At 54.3% G+C, this 21,541-nt stretch carries 19 protein-coding genes; 11 read left to right on the top strand and 8 right to left on the bottom strand.

Translation table 11 applies throughout. The features are described from left to right. Window positions 1-152 precede the first annotated feature (152 nt). The 3 genes from CA264_RS02180 to lpdA form a co-directional block, all read right to left on the bottom strand. Window positions 153-1,265 carry a fatty acid desaturase family protein gene (locus CA264_RS02180; protein WP_025604178.1) on the bottom strand — a complete coding sequence of 371 codons (1,113 nt, stop codon included), beginning with the start codon at window positions 1,263-1,265 and terminating at the stop codon, window positions 153-155. 320 nt (window positions 1,266-1,585) lie between these two features. Continuing rightward, on the bottom strand, window positions 1,586-2,350 hold the full coding sequence (locus tag CA264_RS02175; protein WP_025604177.1) for a DUF3108 domain-containing protein: 765 nt from the start codon (window positions 2,348-2,350) through the stop codon (window positions 1,586-1,588). Window positions 2,351-2,494: 144 nt separating this feature from the next. Then, the gene (lpdA, locus tag CA264_RS02170) at window positions 2,495-3,889 is read right to left on the bottom strand and encodes a dihydrolipoyl dehydrogenase (RefSeq protein WP_025604176.1); all 1,395 of its coding nucleotides are present in this window, start codon (window positions 3,887-3,889) and stop codon (window positions 2,495-2,497) included. Window positions 3,890-4,078: 189 nt separating this feature from the next. On the opposite strand from lpdA, the gene CA264_RS02165 reads away from it, so the two are divergent. Beyond that, window positions 4,079-4,687, top strand: coding sequence for a tetratricopeptide repeat protein (locus tag CA264_RS02165; RefSeq protein ID WP_025604175.1), 609 nt, complete (start codon window positions 4,079-4,081; stop codon window positions 4,685-4,687). 319 nt (window positions 4,688-5,006) lie between these two features. Here the strand turns inward: CA264_RS02165 and CA264_RS02160 are convergent, their stop codons facing one another. Both CA264_RS02160 and CA264_RS02155 read right to left on the bottom strand, forming a co-directional pair. Continuing rightward, window positions 5,007-6,344, bottom strand: a complete 1,338-nt coding sequence (locus CA264_RS02160) for a peptidoglycan DD-metalloendopeptidase family protein (RefSeq protein ID WP_025604174.1) — start codon at window positions 6,342-6,344, stop codon at window positions 5,007-5,009. 44 nt (window positions 6,345-6,388) lie between these two features. Further along, window positions 6,389-6,625: a hypothetical protein gene (locus CA264_RS02155; RefSeq protein WP_025604173.1), complete on the bottom strand. Its 237-nt coding sequence runs from the start codon at window positions 6,623-6,625 to the stop codon at window positions 6,389-6,391. Here CA264_RS02155 and fabG point away from each other — a divergent pair. The 4 genes from fabG (at window position 6,624) to CA264_RS02135 (ending at window position 11,133) form a co-directional block, all read left to right on the top strand. Then, the gene (gene fabG / locus CA264_RS02150; protein WP_025604172.1) at window positions 6,624-7,370 is read left to right on the top strand and encodes a 3-oxoacyl-[acyl-carrier-protein] reductase; all 747 of its coding nucleotides are present in this window, start codon (window positions 6,624-6,626) and stop codon (window positions 7,368-7,370) included. The genes CA264_RS02155 and fabG overlap by 2 nt on opposite strands. A gap of 275 nt (window positions 7,371-7,645) precedes the next feature. After that, window positions 7,646-9,724 carry a vWA domain-containing protein gene (locus CA264_RS02145; RefSeq protein WP_025604171.1) on the top strand — a complete coding sequence of 693 codons (2,079 nt, stop codon included), beginning with the start codon at window positions 7,646-7,648 and terminating at the stop codon, window positions 9,722-9,724. Window positions 9,725-9,864: 140 nt separating this feature from the next. Continuing rightward, on the top strand, window positions 9,865-10,434 hold the full coding sequence (locus tag CA264_RS02140) for a GNAT family N-acetyltransferase (RefSeq protein WP_036775035.1): 570 nt from the start codon (window positions 9,865-9,867) through the stop codon (window positions 10,432-10,434). Window positions 10,435-10,458: 24 nt separating this feature from the next. Beyond that, on the top strand, window positions 10,459-11,133 hold the full coding sequence (locus tag CA264_RS02135) for a pseudouridine synthase (RefSeq protein ID WP_025604169.1): 675 nt from the start codon (window positions 10,459-10,461) through the stop codon (window positions 11,131-11,133). A 255-nt stretch (window positions 11,134-11,388) separates the two neighbouring features. Here CA264_RS02135 and CA264_RS02130 read toward each other — a convergent pair whose 3' ends face one another. Next, a complete protein-coding gene (locus CA264_RS02130) occupies window positions 11,389-11,928 on the bottom strand; it encodes an RBBP9/YdeN family alpha/beta hydrolase (RefSeq protein ID WP_025604168.1) in 540 nt (179 codons plus the stop codon). Between the two features lie 186 nt (window positions 11,929-12,114). Between CA264_RS02130 and CA264_RS02125 the strand changes: the two genes are divergently transcribed. Continuing rightward, on the top strand, window positions 12,115-12,672 hold the full coding sequence (locus CA264_RS02125) for a GNAT family N-acetyltransferase (RefSeq protein ID WP_036775034.1): 558 nt from the start codon (window positions 12,115-12,117) through the stop codon (window positions 12,670-12,672). A gap of 78 nt (window positions 12,673-12,750) precedes the next feature. Next, entirely contained in the window at window positions 12,751-13,377 is a 627-nt protein-coding gene (locus CA264_RS02120) for an L-threonylcarbamoyladenylate synthase (RefSeq protein ID WP_025604166.1), read from the top strand. A gap of 83 nt (window positions 13,378-13,460) precedes the next feature. On the opposite strand, the gene CA264_RS02115 is transcribed toward CA264_RS02120, so the two are convergent. Beyond that, window positions 13,461-14,381 (bottom strand): lysophospholipid acyltransferase family protein, encoded by a 921-nt coding sequence (locus CA264_RS02115; protein WP_051364287.1) that lies wholly within the window; start codon window positions 14,379-14,381, stop codon window positions 13,461-13,463. Window positions 14,382-14,635: 254 nt separating this feature from the next. Here CA264_RS02115 and CA264_RS02110 point away from each other — a divergent pair, with 254 nt between their 5' ends. Both CA264_RS02110 and CA264_RS02105 read left to right on the top strand, forming a co-directional pair. Continuing rightward, on the top strand, window positions 14,636-15,241 hold the full coding sequence (locus CA264_RS02110; protein WP_025604164.1) for a WbqC family protein: 606 nt from the start codon (window positions 14,636-14,638) through the stop codon (window positions 15,239-15,241). 119 nt (window positions 15,242-15,360) lie between these two features. Further along, window positions 15,361-17,958 (top strand): ATP-dependent Clp protease ATP-binding subunit, encoded by a 2,598-nt coding sequence (locus CA264_RS02105; protein WP_025604163.1) that lies wholly within the window; start codon window positions 15,361-15,363, stop codon window positions 17,956-17,958. 120 nt (window positions 17,959-18,078) lie between these two features. On the opposite strand, the gene CA264_RS02100 is transcribed toward CA264_RS02105, so the two are convergent. Further along, window positions 18,079-19,137, bottom strand: coding sequence for an AI-2E family transporter (locus CA264_RS02100; protein ID WP_025604162.1), 1,059 nt, complete (start codon window positions 19,135-19,137; stop codon window positions 18,079-18,081). Window positions 19,138-19,237: 100 nt separating this feature from the next. Between CA264_RS02100 and CA264_RS02095 the strand changes: the two genes are divergently transcribed. Continuing rightward, window positions 19,238-20,536 carry a M20/M25/M40 family metallo-hydrolase gene (locus CA264_RS02095; RefSeq protein ID WP_025604161.1) on the top strand — a complete coding sequence of 433 codons (1,299 nt, stop codon included), beginning with the start codon at window positions 19,238-19,240 and terminating at the stop codon, window positions 20,534-20,536. Window positions 20,537-20,572: 36 nt separating this feature from the next. Next, window positions 20,573-21,520 carry a restriction endonuclease gene (locus CA264_RS02090; protein WP_025604160.1) on the top strand — a complete coding sequence of 316 codons (948 nt, stop codon included), beginning with the start codon at window positions 20,573-20,575 and terminating at the stop codon, window positions 21,518-21,520. The last annotated feature ends 21 nt before the right edge of the window (window positions 21,521-21,541 follow it).

The raw sequence follows: 21,541 nt of genomic DNA, 5'->3' as shown, positions 1-21,541 counted from the left end.
TATTAAACACTTTGAATATATAAAAATAAGGATATTTTTTAAGTACGTTGTGTTACAGCATTAAAATTTTATACTTGAAGCTGTAAAAAGCAAAAACGGCGAAAAGCATCCTTTTCGCCGTTTGCAGCTAAACCTACTTTATACTTTAGAGGTCAGGCAATTGCTTCGTTGATGTCAGGCAGCCGGCCAAAGCGGTGTAACGTGGCGATGTGGGAGCGCAGGGCCTGGCCAAACGTTTTGTTCTCCATGTAAGGTATGTTGTACTCTGCAGCCGTTTCACGCACAATGTCGGCAATGGCCGGGTAATGCACATGGCACACGCGCGGGAAGAGGTGGTGCTCGATCTGGAAGTTAAGCCCGCCCACATACCAGGACAGCCACTTGTTGCTGCGCGAGAAGTTAACGGTGGTATTCAGCTGATGGATCGCCCAGTCGTTCTCGATCGTGCCGCCTGCGGATGGCCGCGGATGGCTGGTGCCCTCCACCGTGTGGGCCAGCTGGAACACCACTGTCAGGATAATGCCCGCCACGAAATGCATGAGCAGGAAACCTGCCAGCACCTCTAAAAACGGAATCCCAAGCAGCCAGGTAGGCGCCACCAGCATCGTAAAGAAGTATACGACCTTCAGTACCACCATCTTCAGGAGCACCACCCTGTTCGCAGCGTCTGAGTTGGCATTTACGCCGTTCTTTTTAAAGAGGGCATACTGCACAAAGTCCTTCGCCACCACCCAGTAAAGCGTTAGCAAACCGTAGAACACAAACGCATACACCCACTGCAGCCGGTGATAGTACCTGACGTTGGTGTGCGGAGAGAAGCGCAGCACCAGCCGGTCCTGAATGTCCTCGTCCATCTCCACCACATTGGTATAGGTGTGGTGCAGGATGTTATGCTGCAGTTTCCAGTTAAAGGCAGAGCCCCCCACCAGGTTCAGGGAGTGGCCCATCAGGTAGTTTACAGTTCCGTTCGTGGAGTAGGCGCCATGGTTGGCATCATGCATCACACTCATGCCGATGCCGGCAAGGCAGAGCCCCATAAGCAGCCACAGCAGCATACTCAGCCAGACAGCGGGCTGAAGAACCAGCAGCAGCACAAACGGCAGGATGTACCCTCCCAGCAGCACGGCGCTCTTCACCACCATGGTGGCGTTGGCCGTTTTGGGGATGTTGTTTTCAATGAAATAGGCATCCACCCGCTTCCTCAGCGTCGGGAAAAACGAGCTCTTGTTTTTGTTTACAAACTTTACTTTGCCTTTTAGCTTCATACAAGGAGAAATATGCGTGTTCAGGAACTCACACGATGAGAGGAAAAATACCCAGGAGTGAATTGCAGGCAAACGACCTGCTGCGTTTGTTTCGGCACTGTTTGCGGTGCCCCGATGACCACGGAGCCCCCGTAGCACACTTTACTCTTACCTACCGCGTTACAAGATACCCTTTTATACGTAACTCCGGCTACACAACACAGCCTTCGCAACATATTTAACAAACAGGTAACAAATGAGAAGAGGTGCAGGGAAGCTTCCCTGCACCTCTTTGCCTCCGTTCTCGCACAGAGAGGCCGCTCCTGTGTACCCTGCCCCGCTTACAAATAGCTGCCGGCAGTTGTGCTGAGCTTTACTTTGTGGCGCACAACGCCGTTAAAGCTTTCCTCCATTTTGAGCACTTCGTGCTGCTTTTTGCTGATCCAGAACGTACTGTAGTCTCCCTTCTCCTGATCATAGTCGATGCGCAGTTTCCAGCAGTCGGTGTAGGTGTTGTGTGTGGCAGGGATTTTATCGGAGCCGATGACCTGATAGAGCCGCTTTTCGGGACCGGGCCTGCTGCCGGGGTGGTAGAAGTTGATGCTGTACACGGTATTGTCCTTCAGGGGCAGCACCTCGAAAAACTCCAGGTCCAGTTCCCAGTTAAACGCCTGTTCCGGCGAAGGCACCCGGAACCCCCTGAAGGCATTGTGGCGCGTGGTGTCGGAGCCAACGACCTGCCCCTGCCGAAACTCAAACGCTGCCGTGCCCCTAAAGGAGGTGCTGGTGTGGTACACCGGCCTAAAATCGCTTTCGCAGATAGAGAACACCCGGCGGTTGGCTGTGCTGTCGGCCCCGACCCAGCTTTGGCGCACCACCAGGCGCTCCTTGCCCTTATGGTGCTCGAAGCGCACATCGCGGTTCCACAGCGACTGGTGCAGCACAGCCGGGTTGTCGGGCTTTTGGATGGTGACCACGTACTGCCGCAGGCCGGGCTTCAGCTGGCGCATGCGCAGGTCGCCAGGTGTAACCTGCACTGTGTCGGGCTGGGCCCAGGCAAGGCCGACCAGCAGGCAGGCCCACGTTAAAAGGAGGTACTTTTTCATAGTGTATAGGTTTAGGTTTGTGGCCTTAGCGTATGCCGCGGCAACGCCACAGGCCACACAAAGCTCTCCCGAAAGCCCCATACAAAAAAGGGGTTGGCCGAATACTCGACCAACCCCCTCTATTTTTCGGCACCTTGCCCCTTACTACAGGTGGATCACCTCGTTGTAAGCAGCCGCAGTGGCCTCCATAATTGCTTCGCTCATGGTTGGGTGCGGGTGCACAGCCTTGATGATCTCGTGGCCGGTTGTCTCCAGTTTGCGGGCAACCACTACCTCTGCGATCATCTCGGTTACGTTGGCACCGATCATGTGCGCGCCCAGGAACTCGCCATACTTGGCATCAAAGATAACCTTGATGAAACCATCCTTCGCCCCGGCGGCACTTGCCTTGCCAGATGCAGAGAACGGGAACTTGCCAACTTTGATATCCAGGCCTTGCTCGCGTGCAGCCTTCTCGGTGAGGCCCACAGAGGCGATCTCCGGAGAGCAGTACGTACAGCCCGGGATGTTGCCGTAGTTAAGCGGCTCCGGATCCTGTCCGGCCATTTTCTCCACGCAGATGATACCCTCGGCAGAAGCCACGTGCGCCAGCGCAGGGCCCGGCACGATGTCACCGATGGCGTAGATGCCGTCCACGTTTGTTTTGTAGAACTCGTCTACCACTACGCGGCCTCTGTCTACCTTTATGCCCAGCTCTTCCAGGCCGATGTTCTCCAGGTTCGTCTGGATACCCACTGCAGAAAGCACTACCTCCGCTTCCAGCGTTTCCTCGCCTTTGGCGGTTTTCACTTTCACTTTGCAAACATCACCGCTCGTGTCCACCGACTCCACCGAAGAATCGGTCATGATGTTGATGCCTGTCTTGCGGAACGACTTCGACAGCTGGCGGGACACCTCTTCGTCCTCCACCGGCACGATGTTCGGCATGTACTCCACGATGGTTACTTTCGTGCCCATGGCGTTGTAGAAGTAGGCAAACTCCACCCCAATGGCGCCGGAGCCAACTACTACCATGCTCTCCGGCATCTTATCCAGCACCATTGCCTGGCGGTAGCCGATGATCTTCTTGCCGTCGATAGGCAGGTTCGGCAGCTCGCGGGAGCGGGCACCGGTGGCAACGATGATGTTCGTGGCCTCCACTGTGCTCTTCTTGCCTTCGGCATCCGTCACTTCAATTTTGCCTTTGGCAACCAGCTTGCCCGTGCCCATGATCGCATCGATCTTGTTTTTGCGGAACAGGAACTGGATGCCTTTGCTCATGCCGTCGGCCACGCCGCGGCTACGCTGAATCACTTTATCAAAATCAACCGAAGCCTCCCCTACCGTAATACCGTAGTCTGAGGCGTGGTTGATGTACTCAAACACATTTGCGCTTTTCAGCAGTGCCTTCGTCGGGATACAGCCCCAGTTCAGGCAGATGCCACCAAGCGACTCGCGCTCAATCACACCTACTTTCATACCTAGCTGCGACGCACGAATAGCGGCCACATAACCACCCGGGCCACTACCCAACACTACTAAATCGTATTTTGATGCCATAGTTTCTTTATTATAGTTGACAGACAAAATTAAACGATAATCCCAACTCTGCAAAACCCTCTGCCTTTGGCACTATGGCAAGAACAGCATTGGACCCTGCTGCACAAGCGCCACAAAAACGAAAAAATCCTTTTAAGACTGCCATGCTCTGCTGTACTTTACAGCCCCAAAGTATAACTACCAGTGCATATGCCTAAAATTTTACCCCTGTTCCTCTTTCTTTTCCTGGCCGTGAGCGCCTTTGCCCAGAAGTCGGCCAAGGATTTATTTTTGAGCGGGAACCAAAAGTTTATGGCTGGCAAGTACGCCGAAGCCATCCGCGACTACGACCAGGTACTGAAGCAGGAGCCCAAGCATGCCCCCACCCTCACCAACCGCGGTGTGGCCAAAGACCGCCAGAAAGACTACCGTGCCGCCATCGAGGACTTCACCAAAGCCATCGCGGCCGACCCCAAATACACAGAGGCTTACCTTAGCCGCGGCCTATCCAAGTATAACCTGAAGGACTACCGTGCCGCCTTGCTGGACTTTAACAAAGGGATTGAGCTTGACCCCAAAGACGCCAAGGCCTACAATAACCGCGGCCTGGTGCGCTACGGTTTGAAAGACTACCGCGGCGCCATCAACGACTATACCAAAGCCATACAGCTGGACGCCAGGTATGCCGAGGCCTATTACAACCGCGGCGCCCCCTGCTATAACCTCGGCGAAAAAGCCAATGCCTGCACCGACTGGACAAAGGCCAAGCAGCTTGGCATAAAGGAGGCAGGCCAGTACCTGGATAAATACTGCAAGTAACACCTGCTGACATAAAAAGGGGACCTGAAAGAGACGCAAGCCCATGCGTCTCTTTTCTTTTGCCCGGTAGCCGGCATCACCCGACCTGGTAAAACGGAGCTCACAGCAATGCTTTCAGGTTTCAGGCACTCGCAGGAGCTGCATACACTGTGAGTGGCAAACGAAACATTCCGAGGTATAAATTAAACAGAGCTGCCCCAACTCTATCCCCCTCAGCTAACAAATTGTCCGCTGCTGCCATTGGAGCTGGCTATCCTCAAAAAAGAAAAGGCGCTGGTAGCAGCGCCTTTTCTTTAAATCAAATGTTCACTAGTATAGTCTATGCATCTGTTGCTTGTTTTGATTTGCCCGTGGCTAAAAGTTCTTGCTTTACACTCTTTATGTCGATGGCCTGCATGCGGCGAACGGTCTCTTCTTTTACTGTGGCGAACCGGTCCAGGTTCTTTCTGCTAACAGGGTTGGCGGCGGGCAGCTTCACACGCAGCGCATCTACCTGGCGGCCATTCTTCCAGAAGCGGTAGCACAGGTGCGGGCCCGTTGCCAGACCGGTGCTGCCAACGTAGCCAATGGTTTGCCCCATGCGCACACGCGCGCCTTTGCGGATGCCCTTGGCGAACTTAGACATGTGCAGGTACTGTGTGGTGTAGGTCTTGTTGTGGCGCACCTTCACAAAATAGCCATTGCCACGGGTATAGCGGGCATCCACCACCACCCCATCGCCTACCGTACGGATGGGCGTGCCACGCGGCGCGGCAAAGTCGGTGCCCAGGTGGGCCTTGTAGCGCTTCTGAACCGGGTGGAAGCGGCGCTTGGAGAAGCGCGAGCTGATACGGCTATACTCCAGCGGCTCCTTCAGGAAAGCCCTTTTCAGGCTCTGCCCCTTTTCATCGTAGTAGCTCAGGCCGTTTCCTTCGTCGAAGCCAATGGCATAGATTTCCTCCCCTTCATGCTCAAACACGGCAGACTTCAGTTCGCCGTAGCCGATCGTCTGGCCGTTCACCACTTTCTCGTCGTAGATCAGCTTAAAGTTATCGCCGGGCTGGATGCGGTTCAGGTCGAGGCGCCAGGCATAGATGTCGGCGAACTTGTTTACGAGTTGCGGCGAGCCGCCGGCATCCACGATGCTCTCAAAAAGGGAACTGCGGATTTCACCGGCCAGGGTACGCTCCAGCACCTCTACCTTGCGTTTCTCCAGTGTCACGGCCAGGCTGTCGCGCAGGTCAAAGATCACGTACTCTACCTGGTTCGGCTCATAGATGAAGTAGTTGGCTGTCTGCGCCGAGTCGCGCTGGTGCAAGATCATGTAGTTGCGGCCCGAGGCAATGCGGCGTACATTAAAAACATCCTTCGCCTTCTGGGCCAGGTTGTGCACTGTCGTGGGGTCGATGTTGTACTGGGCCAGCAGCTGCGAGAGCACCTCGCCGCGCTCCACCGTTCCCTCCACAATCTCCAGCGAGTCGGTCGGGATACCGTAGACGACGGGGGCCGGCACATACTTTTCCTCGGTGCTTTCTGCTGCTGCGGAGGCAGCCGGGGTGTCGCTCTGCTCTTGGGCAAACAGCCTGCCCGGGTTAAAATCTAAGGTTTGCGCAGCCGTGATGCAGATAAACAACGACAACGCGATCAGGATGGCAAGTCCTTTACTGCGTTTCAACATGAGTTTAGGGTACCTTTGGTTAAAAATCGACACGAAAATAGGCTTTAACCGATAAAAATAAAAGCCATTTCCCACACAATAATCAGATTATAAATATGTTGCCATATATCCCCCGGAATCATACATAGTACAAACCCGTACTCCGCCCACCCGTTTGCTTCCATTTTACCTTTACCATACTTACCCCAAGGGCTTAAAAGGCAGCCGCTTCCGTTTAGTTTTGCAGCCTGTGTTTTCGCCGCCTTCGGATTATGAAAATCTTTTTTAACTTTGGCTCCCATGAAAGCATTAGAAGGAAAAGTAGCCCTGATCACCGGGGCATCAAAAGGAATAGGGCGCGCCATTGCACAGCAATTTGTGGAGATGGGCGCACAGGTAGCGTTCACCTACCTCTCGAGTGTAGAAAAAGGACAGGCGCTGGAGCAGGAGCTGGCAGCCGGTGGCGGCAAGGTAAAAGGCTACCGCTCCGATGCCTCTGACTACGCCCAGGCCGAGCAGCTGGTAGAAGACGTGGTAAAGGAGTTCGGTAAGATCGATGTGGTGGTGAACAACGCTGGCATCACCCGCGACGGCCTGCTGATGCGCATGAACGAGGAGCAGTGGGACGCCGTGATGAACGTGAACCTGAAATCCGTGTTTGCCGTGACCAAGGCGGCCACCAAGCACATGATGCGCGCCAAGAATGGCTCCATCATCAACATCACCTCGGTGGTGGGTATAAAGGGCAACGCCGGCCAGGCAAACTACGCGGCTTCCAAGGCTGGTATCATTGGCTTCACGAAGTCTGTGGCACTGGAGCTGGGCTCGCGCAACATCCGCTGCAACGCCATCGCCCCGGGCTTTATCGAAACAGAGATGACCGGCGAACTGGACCAGAAGGTGGTGGACGAGTGGCGCAAGGCGATTCCGCTGCGCCGCGGCGGCTCTCCGGAAGACGTGGCCAAAGCGGCCGTGTTCCTGGCCTCCGACAACGCAGCCTACATTACCGGGCAGGTGCTGCAGGTAGACGGCGGCATGCTGACTTAATTCTGCGTAACTGAATTCTGAATGAGTGAACTCTTGGTTTTCTGACATACAGACAACCAAGAATTCGTAATTCATACTTATAAAGGCCAGTGCGGCGGCGTTTTACGTTAGCAGCATTGGCCTTTTTGTTTTAACTTGGAGATGCTTGGCGCGAGCACCCGCTTGTGCCTGCCCACAGCCAGAGGCGGGCGCTCGCACTGCAGAGCCAGGAACCCGCACCCTTACACAATGTGTTGGCGTAAAGTAAACCTAAACTTTCTAACAGCTAGACTTTTTTGAATTCATTCCGCCTCATAACCACCGCCTCACCCTGGCTTATACTTGCCTGCCTGGCCGCCGGCGCCCTGTATGCGTGGCTGCTGTACAGCAAGCAGGCACCCTGGCCCAAGCCCCTAAACTATGCGCTGGCAGGGCTGCGGTTTGTGGTGGTAAGCCTGCTTTGTTTCTTGCTGATGGGGCCGCTGGTGCGGTACGTCTCCAACAAGACCGTGCCGCCTACCATTGTTTTCGCGCTGGATAACTCACAGTCGGTACAGCTTTTCTCAGACTCCGCCGCGCTGCGGGCCACGCAGCGGGAGCTGCAGATGGTACGGGAGCAGCTGGAGGCGCAGGGCTACCAGACAGCCGTGCAAACCCTTAGCCAAAGCCAGGCACAAAGTATAGCGGCAGTAGCCTACGGCGCAGAAACCACCAACCTGAGCCAGCTGCTGCAGCAGGTGCAGGATACCTACACAGACCAGAACCTGGCGGGCGTGGTGCTGCTCTCCGACGGCATCGTGAATCAAGGCACCTCCCCCACATACGCCAACTACGGCTTTACGCTGTACCCGGTGGCTGTGGGCGACACCGTACCGAAGCAGGATGTGCTGGTGGCCTCGCTCCGCTACAATAAGGTAAACTACAGCGGCAACCGCTTTCCCCTGGAAGTGGAGCTGCAGCACCAGGGCTTTGGCGGCAGAACCGTGAATGTGGTCCTTCAGGAGAACGGCAAGACCGTCGCCAGCAAGCAGGTGCTGCTAAAAGACAACCAGCCGATACAGCAGGTAGCGTTTCAGGTGCTGGCCAGCGGCCTTGGCAAGCGCCACTACGTAGTAAAGGCGGAGCCGCTGCAGGGGGAGTTCACTACTCTCAACAACACCAAACATGCGTACATCGATGTGGTGAAGGGCAAAATAAAAGTGCTTATTGCCGCCGCCGCCCCGCACCCGGATATCAAGGCCCTGCGCACGGCCATAGAATCGAACGAAAATTACGAAACGGTACTGTTTATACCCGGCGTACACGAGTTTAAGGAGGGGGATTACGATGTGGCGGTGCTGCACCAGCTGCCGGGCCGCATGGCGGGCGCCGAGCCCGCGCTCAACCTGGTGCGCCAGAAAAACCTGCCCGCCCTCTACATACTGGGCCCGCAAAGCGACCTGCCGAACTTCAACCGCCTCAACGTGGGCCTCAACATCATCAGCTCAGGCCAGACAGACGAAGTAACGGCTGTGGCCAACTCCGGCTTCGGCAACTTTCAGCTGCCCGAGCAGGCCAAGGAGCGCCTGCAGGAGTACCCGCCGGCGCGCGTGCCGTTCGGGGAGGTAAGGCTGGCCCCAAACACCGAGACCATACTTTACCAGCAGGTGGGCCGCGTGCGCACCGACAAACCGCTGCTGGCCGTGCAAACCTCCGGCGACAAGCGCAATGCCGTGCTGCTCGCCTCCGGCACCTGGCAATGGCGCCTGCAGGAGGCCGCCAACCACGAGCAGCCGCAGGTATACAACAAGCTCATCACAAACCTGGTGCAACTCCTCAGCGCGCCGCGCAACAAAAAGCGCCTGAACGTATACCCGGTGCAGACGGAGTACACCAGCTCCGAAGAAATCAGGTTTAACGCCGAAGCCTACAACGAAGCGCTGGAACCCATCTATGGGCAGAACATCACCCTCACGGTTTCCGGGGAGGACGAGGCCCAGCGGACCTTCACCTTCGCGAACGGCGAGAACCAAAGCGGCGTAAACATCGGCACGCTCCCCGGCGGTCGCTACACTTACACCGCCACCGCAAGTATAAACGGGCAGCGGCAAAAAGACGAAGGCGAGTTTGTGGTGGAGGAGCTGCAGCTGGAGGCGCTGAATGCCGTGGCAGACCACAACCTGCTCTTCCAGTTGGCCAGCAACACCGGCTCCAGGCTGTACTTCCCGGGCGAGCTGCGGCAGCTGGAGCAGGACATTCTGCAAGCCGATTATAAGAACGTGATCTACAGCCAGGAGGAGTTGAATGAGGTGGTGGACCTGAAGTGGCTCTTTTTCCTGCTGCTCGGCCTGATCTGTGTGGAGTGGTTTGTGCGCAAGTACAACGGCAGCTATTAACCAGCGGCCAGCCTTTAGTGGCTTTGCACCGCTGCAGTCTGCCCCGCCACCTGAACGCAAAGTATACCATAAACCCCGCCCCGGGGCAACCTGCAAGGGCGACAGAAGTATAAAACCAGCGCCGTTATACACCTGGAATCATGTTTAGCACCTCTCCCACCGTCCTCACCACCGAGCGCCTGCTCCTCCGCGAGCTGACGCCGGAGATCTTCAACCAGCTGTTCCTGACCAAAACCAGGCCCCAGATCATGGAGTACCTGCACCTGCGCAGCGATCAGGAGTTTGAGGACATGGAGGAGCGCTACACCAAAGGCTGGTCCTCCTTCTTCTCCACCTTCAAAGGCTTTCATTTGCTGGACCGGGAGACAAACCGAGTAATAGGCCAGTGCGACTACCACACCTGGGTGCCGGGCCACCGCCGCGCTGAGATCGGCTACACCATACTGGAGGATTCGTACAAAAACAAAGGGCTGATGACCGAAGCACTGGAAAGTATACTTAACTTTGGCTTTGAGCAGATGAACCTCTACCGCGTGGAGGCGTTGGTCTCTCCCAAGAACACAGCCTCCCAAAAGCTGGTAAAGCGTTTCGGCTTTCAGGAGGAAGGGCTGCTGCGCAAGCACTACCTCCTGAACGGGCGGCTGGAAGACGCCAGGGTGTTCTCCCTACTGAAGCCGGAGTTTGAGAAGTGGCAGCAAAAGCAAGTATAAACACACCTATTTACGACCCTTATTTTGAAATACATCATCGTTAACAAGCCTTACGAAGTACTCACCCAGTTTACCGATGAGGCCGGCCGCGCCACCTTGAAGGACTTTGTGCCGGTACCCGATATTTACCCCGTCGGCCGCCTCGACTACGACAGCGAGGGCCTCGTGCTTCTCACCGATGACAAGCAGCTGCAGCACCGCCTCTCAGACCCAAAGTTTAAGGTAGAGAAAACATACCTGGTGCAGGTAGACAACATCCCCACAGACGATGCCCTGACGCGCCTGCGCCTGGGCGTGCAGATCAAGGGCACCAAAACAGCCCCGGCTAAAGTACGCCTGCTAGAGGAGGCGCCACTTGTGTGGGAGCGTTCCAAGCCGGTCCGGTTCCGCAAGGAGATCCCGACGGCCTGGCTGGAGATCAGGATATCACAAGGCATGAACCGCCAGGTGCGCCGCATGACGGCGGCCGTAGGCTTCCCTACGCTGCGCCTGATCCGGCCAACGATAGGGCCGCTCAGCTTAGGCGACCTGCAACCAGGCGAGTACCGCGAACTGACACCAGAAGAAGTGCAGCAGCTGAAAGCCGCCAGGAAGGCAAGCACAGGCAGCAGCAGTAACACCAGAGGGAAGAACTTCGGCGGCGGCAGCAAAGGAAAGCGCAGTGGCGGGAAAGGCGGTTTCCGAAAGCAGATTAACTAACGGGCTGCTGCGGCACCGGCAGTAGCGGTCAGCTACACGAGGGTAGCTGATACTTGTACTTGACCGCTGCGCCCTCAACGGCAAGGTACCACCGCCCAGCAGAGTGACAGGGCATCAGGCCATACTTCTGCAGCTGGTTTGCTGTGAGAGCTTTTAACCGGCACATGCGCCCGGCAGTGCCCCAACACGGCGAGAGCTGGCGCAGCCACAGCAGCTGTAATTTAATGAACCACCGGCAGCTCCTAAAAAACTCCCTTATTGCCCCGTAAGGCCTTTTAGAAGCTCCAGCCCCTCGTTCCATCGGCCGTAGCCGGAAGAAGCGTTAATGTGCCCGGCCATGCCGATGTTCACGTAGCGGCTGCCCCAGGCCTCGGCCAACTGTTGCGCCCGTTGTGCAGACACATAAGGGTCGTTGCTGCTACTGACCACCATACTCCGGAAGGGCAGCCGCTCCATCGGGACCGGGGCAAAACCAGTGGCGCCCGCAGGGAAAGAAGCTGCCTCGGTATCGGCTGGGGCCACCAGCAGGGCTCCCTTTATCTTCAGGGGATGCTGCTGCGCCCAAAATGCCACCGCAATACACGCCAGGCTATGCGCCACCAGCACCACCTGCTCTGGCCGGTGCTGCTGCACGGTTTTGTCCAGCGTCTCTACCCACTCCTGCCTTACAGGCGCTTCCCAGTCGCGCTGCCGTACGCGTTCGAACTCCGGGTGCTGCTGCTGCCAAAGGGTCTGCCAGTGCTCGGGGCCAGAGTCTCCCAGGCCGGGTACAAGTATAACGGTGCTGTGCTGCATAAACTTTTCGTAGGTTGCCCCTACCTATACGTTATCTTTTGACTTCGGCTGCGCTGCCGCCGCCTGCCGGGGCCACTGCTTCGGTTCGGGGGTGGTGTGCTGCCGGGTCACTCTCTGCCCTGTGCCATTGGATGTGTGCCCCAGAGCCCTTATCTTGTATGCGTATTACGCTGTATTGATAAAACTATGAAAGACACACACGCACTGCTCCAGCTTCAGGTGGGGCCGGACCTGTACCTGCGCCGTGCCACGGTTGAAGATGCGCCGGACCTGTTCCAGATCATCGACCGCGACCGCCACTACCTACGCCAGTGGCTCCCCTTCATCGACTTCAGCCAGCAACTGGCAGACACCGAGAGTTACCTTAAATTCATCAGTGCGCCGGGCAACCGAACCGACCTTGTGTTTGTGATCGTGCACGAAGAGGAGGTGTGCGGCCTCATTGGGTTTAAGGACATCGACAACCTGAACAAGAAGCTGGAGATCGGCTATTGGCTGGCAGAGGGAAGGCAAGGCCACGGCATTATGCGCCGCGCCTGCCACACGCTGCTGCAGTATGCCTTCGAAAAGCTGCACATGAACAGGATAGAGATACGGGTAGGCGTGGGTAACAGCCGCAGCAGCAACATCCCCAAAAAGCTGGGTTTCACGCTGGAGGGAATAAAGCGCCAGGGCGAATACCTCAACGGCCGCTTCCATGACCTGGAAGTGTACAGCCTGCTGCGCGGGGAGTTCGGCGGCTAGCCCAGCAGCGGCATTTGTGAAACGCTTCTCCCCCTGAACCAGTATTGCTATCTTATATCAACAAATGAACATACGACTATGAGTAACGCAGCCTTCATCCAGATCCACCCCGAAACACCACAGGAACGCAAGATCAGGGAAGTGGCAGACATTCTCCGCAACGGGGGCGTCATCATCTACCCTACTGACACCATCTACGGGCTCGGTTGCGACATCCATAACGCCCGCGCCATTGAGCGTGTGTGCCAGATAAAGGGGGTGAAGCCCGACAAGGTGAACCTCTCCTTCATTTGCTCTGACCTTACCCACATTTCTGACTACGCCAAGGTAGACACGCCCACCTACAAAGTGATGAAGAAGGCGCTGCCCGGGCCGTTTACCTTTGTGCTCGACGCCACCAGCAACGTGCCCAAGTACGCCAGCGCCAAGAAGAAAACGGTCGGTATACGCGTGCCCGACAACAAAATTGCGCTGCAGTTGGTTAAGGAGCTGGGCAACCCCATCCTGTCTACCTCCATCCGCGATGAGGACGAGGTGCTGGAGTACAGCACCGACCCGGAGCTGATCTATGAGAAGTACAGAAACCTGGTGGATGCCGTGGTGGACGGCGGCTACGGCAATAACATTGCCTCTACCGTGGTGGATGTTACCAACAACTTCGAAGTGCTTCGCGAAGGCGCCGGCGACATTGAGCAGTACCTGTAATCAGTTATGAATTATTAGTACTGAACTATGAATTGTTAGTTTGAAAGTGGTTTAGGAAACATTACTCCATTAGCAACCTCAATTCATAATTCTTCACTGGCCGCAGGCTGTGGCCGCTTGTGCTTCCAGCGCTTGTGGGTCCAGAGGTAATCGGCGGGGGCGCGGCGGAGGGCGGCTTCCAGCTTTTGGGCGAAGGCAACGGTTATCGGGTGGTCTTCGGCCGCTACGGCTGGCTTCTGCTTCCCGTCGGTGATCTGCTCGAAGGTGAGGGCATAGTGGCCGCGGCTGGTACGCTTCACGTCCAGGAACAGCACCGGGTAGCCAAACCGCTCCGAGAGCTTTTCGGCACCGGTGTAGAACGGCGTGTCCTGGTGCATGAACTGGGTCCAGAAGGTAATCTCGCTGCGGAGGGGCGTCTGGTCGGAGAGCAGGGCCACCACGCGCGGCTGCCTGCGCTTGCTCACGAACTCCCGCAGGGTCTCCTTCATTTTGATGAGGTGGGCACCCAGGCGGCTGCGCGTGTGCCGCATAAACGCCTCGAAGAACGGGTTGTTCAGCGGCTTGTACACCCCCTCCGACGGAAAGCCAAAGGTAACGGCAGCGGCCGAGAGGCTCCACTCCCAGTTACCGACGTGCGAGCCAAGTATAAGCACGGGCGTGCCGGCCTCCACATAGCCGGCCAGCAGCTCCGGGTTGGTGAACTTCACGCGCCGCTGCATTTCGGAGCGGCTCATTCCGGCCAGGTGCAGGATCTCGACCACCACATCGGCGAACTGGCGGTAAAACGCTTTGGCTATACTTCGCAGCTCCGTTTCGCTCTTCTCCGGGAAGGCCATGCGCAGGTTCTGCAGCACCACCTTTTTGCGGTATCCCACTACGCGGTACATCAACAGGTACAGGAAATCTGCCAGCACGTATAAAACAGGCAGCGGCAAAGCAGCCAGCCCCTTCAGCAGCAGCCAAAGCGGGTAGTAAAGCGGCGGTATGTCTGTACTTTTCTTCATGGGCCCGGGGAGCAGCCGCAAAGGTACAATCTCTTGGAATTAAAAATTAATGAATTATGGAGTAGAAATTTGGCTGCCTCTACAGGGGCAAGGGACACACAGCAGAAAACAGGCCAGCCCGGCTGGTGCGCGTAATAAGTATGGCACATGCTTTCGCACTAATAAATAATTTCGATTATTTAGCGCCGGGGCACCTCTCCAGGCCAGCGTGCCCGTTTTATTATTTTGATTTCTAATTCCTAATTCAATACGGATTGATCCTCTTAACCGAAACCCAATACAACCCGCCAGTGGCTTTTTTCTGGCACGCTATTCGCTCTGAAAGTATACAAATAGAAGCTCATGAAAATTATATTAAACAAAGTTATCGCAATCGCTGCCACGTACTTACGGCGCAGGGCGTACAGCCGCTCAGCATCCCTGTACGCCATGGCAATAGCAAAATAAAAACACCTGTCACTGAGATTGAAATAGACTACAGCCAGAAATGGCAGCTGGTACACTGGCGCACCATCCAGGCCGCCTACGGGCGGGCCCCCTATTTTGAATTTTACAGCGACTACATCAAGGCCATTTACGAACGGCAGCCCAAATATTTATTTGAGCTGAACGTTGAACTTTTGAAGCTTTATCTTAAATTACTAAAACTGAGCAGGCCGCTGAATTTCACGGAGGTTTACCAGACAGAGGCCCCTGCCAACGTGCTGGATTTAAGAAATAGGATACATCCTAAAATCTATCCTGACAATTTGCACGTAAAACCATATACACAAGTATTTGGCAAACAATTTGCACCAGAGCTTAGTATAATTGACTTGTTGTTTACACAGGGGCCCGCGTCACTCTCATACCTTCAGTAACGGCGCAAAATAAGCTGAACAATTGCACCAAATAGCATGTTCTACAGTAGGCGCTTACTGTTAAGCCTCAATCAGTTATGTAATTTGATTTTTTACAGAATACACGGAGTATAGTATAAATGGAAGCAAAATTCTCAAACCGAGTAAAAGAGGTCATCTCGCTAAGCCGTGAGGAAGCAATCCGGCTCGGACATGACTACATCGGCACCGAACACCTGGTGCTGGGTATGATTCGGGAAGGAGAAGGTACGGCCGTTGCCCTGCTTAAGAAGCTTGGCGTTTCGATAGATGAGTTAAAGTACGCTTTAGAACAGGCTACACGAAATACCGCTTCTCAGAGCAGCAATATCACCGGCAGTATCCCGCTCACGAAGCAGACCGAGAAGGTGCTGAAGATTACGTACTTGGAGGCCAAAATCTTCAAGAGCGACATCATTGGCACAGAGCACCTCTTATTATCCATCCTGCGGGATGAAGACAATATTTCTTCACAAATTTTAGGGAAATTCAACGTGAACTACGAAGCAATAAGAGACTCCCTGGATTATCACAGCAATAATCCACTGGCGTCGTCAGACACCGATGACTCTGACGATTCCGACAAACTGTTTGGTAGCTCGTCGTCCCGCTCTGGCAGCAGCTCTAGCAAGAAACCCGGTGAGAAATCGCGCACCCCGGTGCTCGACAACTTTGGCCGCGACTTGACGAAACTGGCCGAGGATGATAAGCTAGACCCAATTGTTGGTCGTGAAAAAGAAATTGAGCGTGTGGCCCAGGTACTGAGCCGCCGCAAGAAAAATAACCCGATCCTGATCGGTGAGCCTGGTGTGGGTAAAACCGCCATTGCCGAGGGCCTGGCCCTGCGCATTGTGCAGAAAAAGGTTAGCCGCGTGCTCTTTAACAAGCGTGTGGTAACCCTGGACCTTGCCTCGCTGGTAGCCGGTACCAAGTACCGCGGCCAGTTTGAGGAGCGTATGAAGGCGGTAATGAACGAGTTGGAGAAGTCTCCGGACGTGATTCTGTTCATTGACGAGCTGCATACGATTGTGGGTGCCGGTGGCGCCTCTGGCTCCCTGGATGCCTCCAACATGTTCAAGCCTGCGCTTGCCCGTGGCGAGATCCAATGCATCGGTGCCACTACCCTGGATGAGTACCGCCAGTACATCGAGAAAGATGGCGCCTTGGCCCGTCGTTTCCAGATTGTAATGGTAGACCCTACCACGCCAGAGGAGACCATCGAGATCCTGAACAACATCAAGGACAAGTACCAGGACCACCACCATGTAAACTACACCGACAAGGCGATTGAAGCCTGCGTGAAGCTGTCGGACCGTTACATGAGCGACCGTTTCCTGCCGGACAAGGCGATTGACATTCTGGATGAGGCCGGTGCGCGTGTGCACATCAACAATATTGTGGTGCCGGATGACATCCTGAAGCTGGAAGAGCAGATCGAGAACATCAAGGTAGAGAAAAACCGCGTGGTGAAGAGCCAGAAGTACGAAGAGGCTGCCCAACTGCGCGACAAGGAGAAAAAACTCATCGACCAGCTCGACAGTGCCAAAAAGAACTGGGAAGAAGAGACCAAAAAGAAGCGCTACCAGGTAAAAGAGGAAAATGTGGCAGAAGTTATTGCCATGATGACAGGTATACCGGTGAAGCGTATCGCACAGAAAGAAGGCGTGAAACTTCTGAACATGGGCGAAGAGCTGAAAGGCAAAGTAATTGGCCAGGACAAAGCGATCGGCCAGTTGGTGAAAGCCATCCAGCGCACGCGCGTGGGTCTGAAAGATCCGAAGAAGCCGATCGGCTCATTCGTGTTCCTTGGCCCGACAGGTGTAGGTAAAACAGAGCTTGCCAAAGTACTGGCTACCTACCTGTTCGACAAAGAGGATTCGCTGGTGCGTATCGACATGAGTGAGTACATGGAGAAATTCAGTGTATCTCGCCTGGTGGGAGCGCCTCCGGGATATGTGGGCTACGAAGAAGGTGGCCAACTGACCGAGAAAATCCGCCGCAAGCCATACTCTGTGGTATTGCTGGATGAGATTGAGAAAGCGCACCCGGACGTGTACAACCTGCTCTTGCAAGTGCTGGACGATGGTATCCTGACAGACGGACTGGGCCGTAAGGTTGACTTCCGTAACACGATCATCATCATGACCTCGAACATCGGTGCCCGCGACTTGCAGGACTTTGGAGCCGGTATCGGTTTCATGTCGAAGAGCAAGCAGGAGAACGTGGACGACATCATGAAAGGCACTATCGCCAGCGCGTTGAAGAAGACGTTCTCTCCTGAGTTCCTGAACCGTTTGGACGATGTGATCGTGTTTAACTCGCTTAACCGTGAGGACATGCACAAAATCATCGAGCTGTCGCTCAGCAAGCTGTTTACACGTGTGGAGTCGCTTGGCTACACCATTGAACTGACGAAAGAGGCGAAAGACTTTGTGGCTGAGAAAGGCTACGACCCGAAGTATGGCGCCCGTCCGCTGAACCGCGCGATCCAGAAGTACATCGAGGACCCGATTGCCGAGGAGATTCTGAAGGCTGAGGTAAACCAGGGCGATGTGATTCAGGTGAGCCACAAGGAGGGCGAAGAGAAACTGACCTTTACTTCCAAGAAGAGCAACAGCAAAAAAGCTAAAGGCGCTTCTGATGAAGCAGAGGAGACAGAGCCAAGCAAGTCTTCTGACTCAGACAAGACAAAAGAATAAAGCGTACGCTTTAACCATAGAAAAGGCTACCCCCGCGGGTAGCCTTTTTTTATTTACCCGCCGTAAGTCAGAGTAGCACCTTGGGCAGAGAACTGCTGCGCCAAAAATAAAAAAGCGGGTTTAAGCTTGGGCTTTGCCCTTCTCCCCGCTTCCCAGCAGCAGCGACACCGGCCGCATGCCTTCGTGCTTGTCAGCGATAAGCTTCAGAATAGCCAGGAACGGGATAAAGAGAATCATGCCGGAGGCACCCCAGAGTATGCCACCCGCCACAATGGCCAGGAGCGTAAACAGCATATTTACCTGCAGGCGCGCACTTACCGCCCACGGGAAAATCAGGTTCGCCTCCAGGTACTGCACCACCGAGAAAACGATAATCACCCCCAGCGGATACCACACCGAATCATAGGTGACCCAGGCCACCGTCATGGGAAGTATGGCGCCGATCGTGATGCCGACGTACGGGATAAAGGTAAGTATAGAAGCCACCACCCCGAAGAAAACGGCATGCGGCACTCCCATAAGAAACAAGCCCAGGCTGTTCAGCACCCCCACCACCACATACACCACAACCATCCCTTTTATAAAGTTATAGTAGGTGGTAATGGTCTCATGTAATATCTGGTGGATTTTGCGGTGCTCCTCCTGTGAAAAAAGAGAGTACAGAGCGCTTGTAAACTGCTCCCGGTTGTAGAGGATAAGCGCCACGTAAATCGGGATCAGGACAAACAGCACCAGGGAAACAGCGGACGTATACACGACATCCTGCGCCATGGCAAAAGCAGAGGCCGCTATTTCGCCGGCCATGCGCTCCACCCAGGCTATCTGCGCCGCTGCGTCTATGGCGTAGTGCCGCTCCAGGTACGCGCTCAGGTTTTGCCAGGTAGCCAGCAGCTTTGCCTGCAGCGAGGGCCACTCCTGCCCAAAGCGCAGCATTTGCTTGATGAGCAGAAAACCCAGCCCGCCCACCAGCACAACCAGCAGCAGCAAGCACAGCAGAATCGCCGCCCAGCGCGGCAGCCCCTTCCGCTCCAGCCACTTGCAGATCGGGTAAAGCACAAAGCTGATAAGGAGCGCAAAACTTAACGGGATAAACAGCGTGCGCCCCACATACAGGATCAGCGAAAGCAGAACCGTGTACTGCAGCCATTTCAGCCAGTTTATACCTGAGCTATTGTCCATAGAAATGCTATATTTGTTTTACCAAAGCAGCGCGTGCCGCCGCCGACAATATTCTCATTATTTTCTCAAAATCCTAAACTCAACCCGAAGCCTTCATACCATGAAATTCAGACACATTGCCCTTGCGCTTGCCTGCGGATTCGCCGCCACTGCCTCAGCACAGGACCTGAGCACCATCACCCAGGAAAAGACGACCCAAATCGTGTCTGCCCTGAGCGCCGACGACATGGAGGGGCGCGCCTCCTTCACACCCGGCATCGATAAGGCTGCGAAGCTTATCCAGCGCGAGTTCCAGCGCATCGGTCTGCAACCGCTGCCCGGGGAAGACGACCTGATGCAGACGTTTACCATGTACCGCGCCGCACCGAGGGAGAAGGAGGTAAAGCTGGACGGCAAGAAGGTTTCGCCTGAGAACGTATTCGCCATCACTGATAAAAAAGAGCTGGAGTGGAAACACAAGGGAAAGCAGCAGGTGGTAAAGATTGGCGAGAACGACGATTTCCGTACCGCCCTGCGCAGCCTGAACAACGAACAGGATGTAGTGGTGCTGGTGCACCCCAAGCATGAGGACATCTTTAAGCGCTACCAGCACTACATGGGCGAGGGCAGTGTGAAACAGCAGCTGGAAGAAGGCGGCAGCAGCAAAGTATTTATCCTGACCGACCAGCTGAACGCCCGCAAGTATAACATTGAGGTTGAGAACAACATAGAGCAGCTGCAGCTAACCAACGTGGGCGGCATGATTGAGGGCAAGCGCAAAAACGAATTTGTGGTGTTCTCCGGCCATTATGACCACATCGGCATTCAGAAGCCCATAGACGGGGACAGCATTGCCAACGGTGCCGACGACGATGCCGCCGGCACGACAGCCGTAATGCAGCTGGCCGACTACTACAAACAGCAGCCTCAGCCGGAGCGCTCGCTGCTCTTTGTGGCCTTTGCGGCAGAGGAGATCGGCGGCTTCGGCTCCAAGTACTTCTCAGAGCAGCTAAGCCCGGACGAGATCGTGGCGATGTTTAACATTGAGATGGTGGGCAAGCCCTCGAAGTTTGGCCCCAACAGTGCCTACCTCACGGGTTTTGAGCGCTCAGACCTTGGCAAGCTGATGCAGAAAAGGCTGGAAGGCACCACCTACAGCATCCACCCGGACCCATACCCGGAGCAGAACCTGTTCTACCGCTCCGACAACGCCACCCTGGCCCGCCTTGGCGTGCCGGCCCACACCATCTCCTCGGTGCAGATAGACCAGGACAAGACTTACCACACCGTAAACGATGAGCTGGAGCAGCTGGACATGGCGCACCTGACAAACATGATCAAGGCCGTTGCCCTGGCCTCGCAGGGCGTGGTAAACGGAGAGGATACCCCTACGCGCGTAGATAAGTCGCAGGTAAAGTAGGGGAAGCTTTTAAATCTCAGTACACTTCAAAGTATCATGAAAAAAAGTGAAGAGTTTGAAAAGCTAATTGAAAAAATACATAGGATACTTGAGCCTGACGGAAGCACAGTAACATGGAACGAGAGGATACCAGACCCTGACAATCCTAAACAACTCAGACAGATAGACATATTAATTAGCTCAAAAGGACTTAAAAAGTACATCGAGTGTAGAATTCATAATAAACCACAGGATGTTAAATGGATTGAGTATTTACATGGAGAAAAAGCAAGCTTAAACTTGGAAGAAATTGTTGCAGTTTCGGCATCAGGATTTACTGAAGGGGCAATCAAAAAAGCGAAACGCTTTGGCATTGAATTAAAGACTCTCAGCTTATTAACTGAGTCAGAAATTCTCGCATGGAAGCCAAAATCTAGCTGCTCATTAGTTTTTTACAAAGTTGAGGAATTGCTGATCAAAATTAAGCCTTTCCAATTTGTTAAAGATGAATCAACAAAGAAGACAATGATTCACAATTTCACCACAAGTCAATATGCTCTCAGTAATGCTTTAAATAGTTATTTTCACACATTAATGAGCAACAATCATAAAGTTGCTGCGGATGGCACCTATAATATGCTGATTCATACTTATGATAAGTTAACCTTGGCAGGCCTACAAATAGCAGAAATACAGATAAATGGTAGAATTAAACCATTTATCAGAGAAGTTTATATAAATACCATGCAAGAATATAGTTCTTCTATTTGTGGAAAAGGAGAAGTGCACATTGAAAACTTTGAAGAGGCGATAAAAATCATAAAAACAGACACTAAAAATTCTCTCGTTTTAAATTTCGACAATGTAGTCCTGCCAGATAATGTTATTTTTTCTGGTGACTTGATTATAGGACTTGGTAAGGCATCACGAATGGGACCTGTATATTATGAAAGCACTAATGATCCTCAGCCAAATATAAATGTGATTAAATATTGTATCATTTAGCTTAGAGTGCCGTGGCAGCAA

It is taken from the genome of Pontibacter actiniarum (assembly GCF_003585765.1).
GTDB lineage: Bacteria > Bacteroidota > Bacteroidia > Cytophagales > Hymenobacteraceae > Pontibacter > Pontibacter actiniarum.
This window is presented reverse-complemented; position numbering and strand designations above follow the sequence as displayed.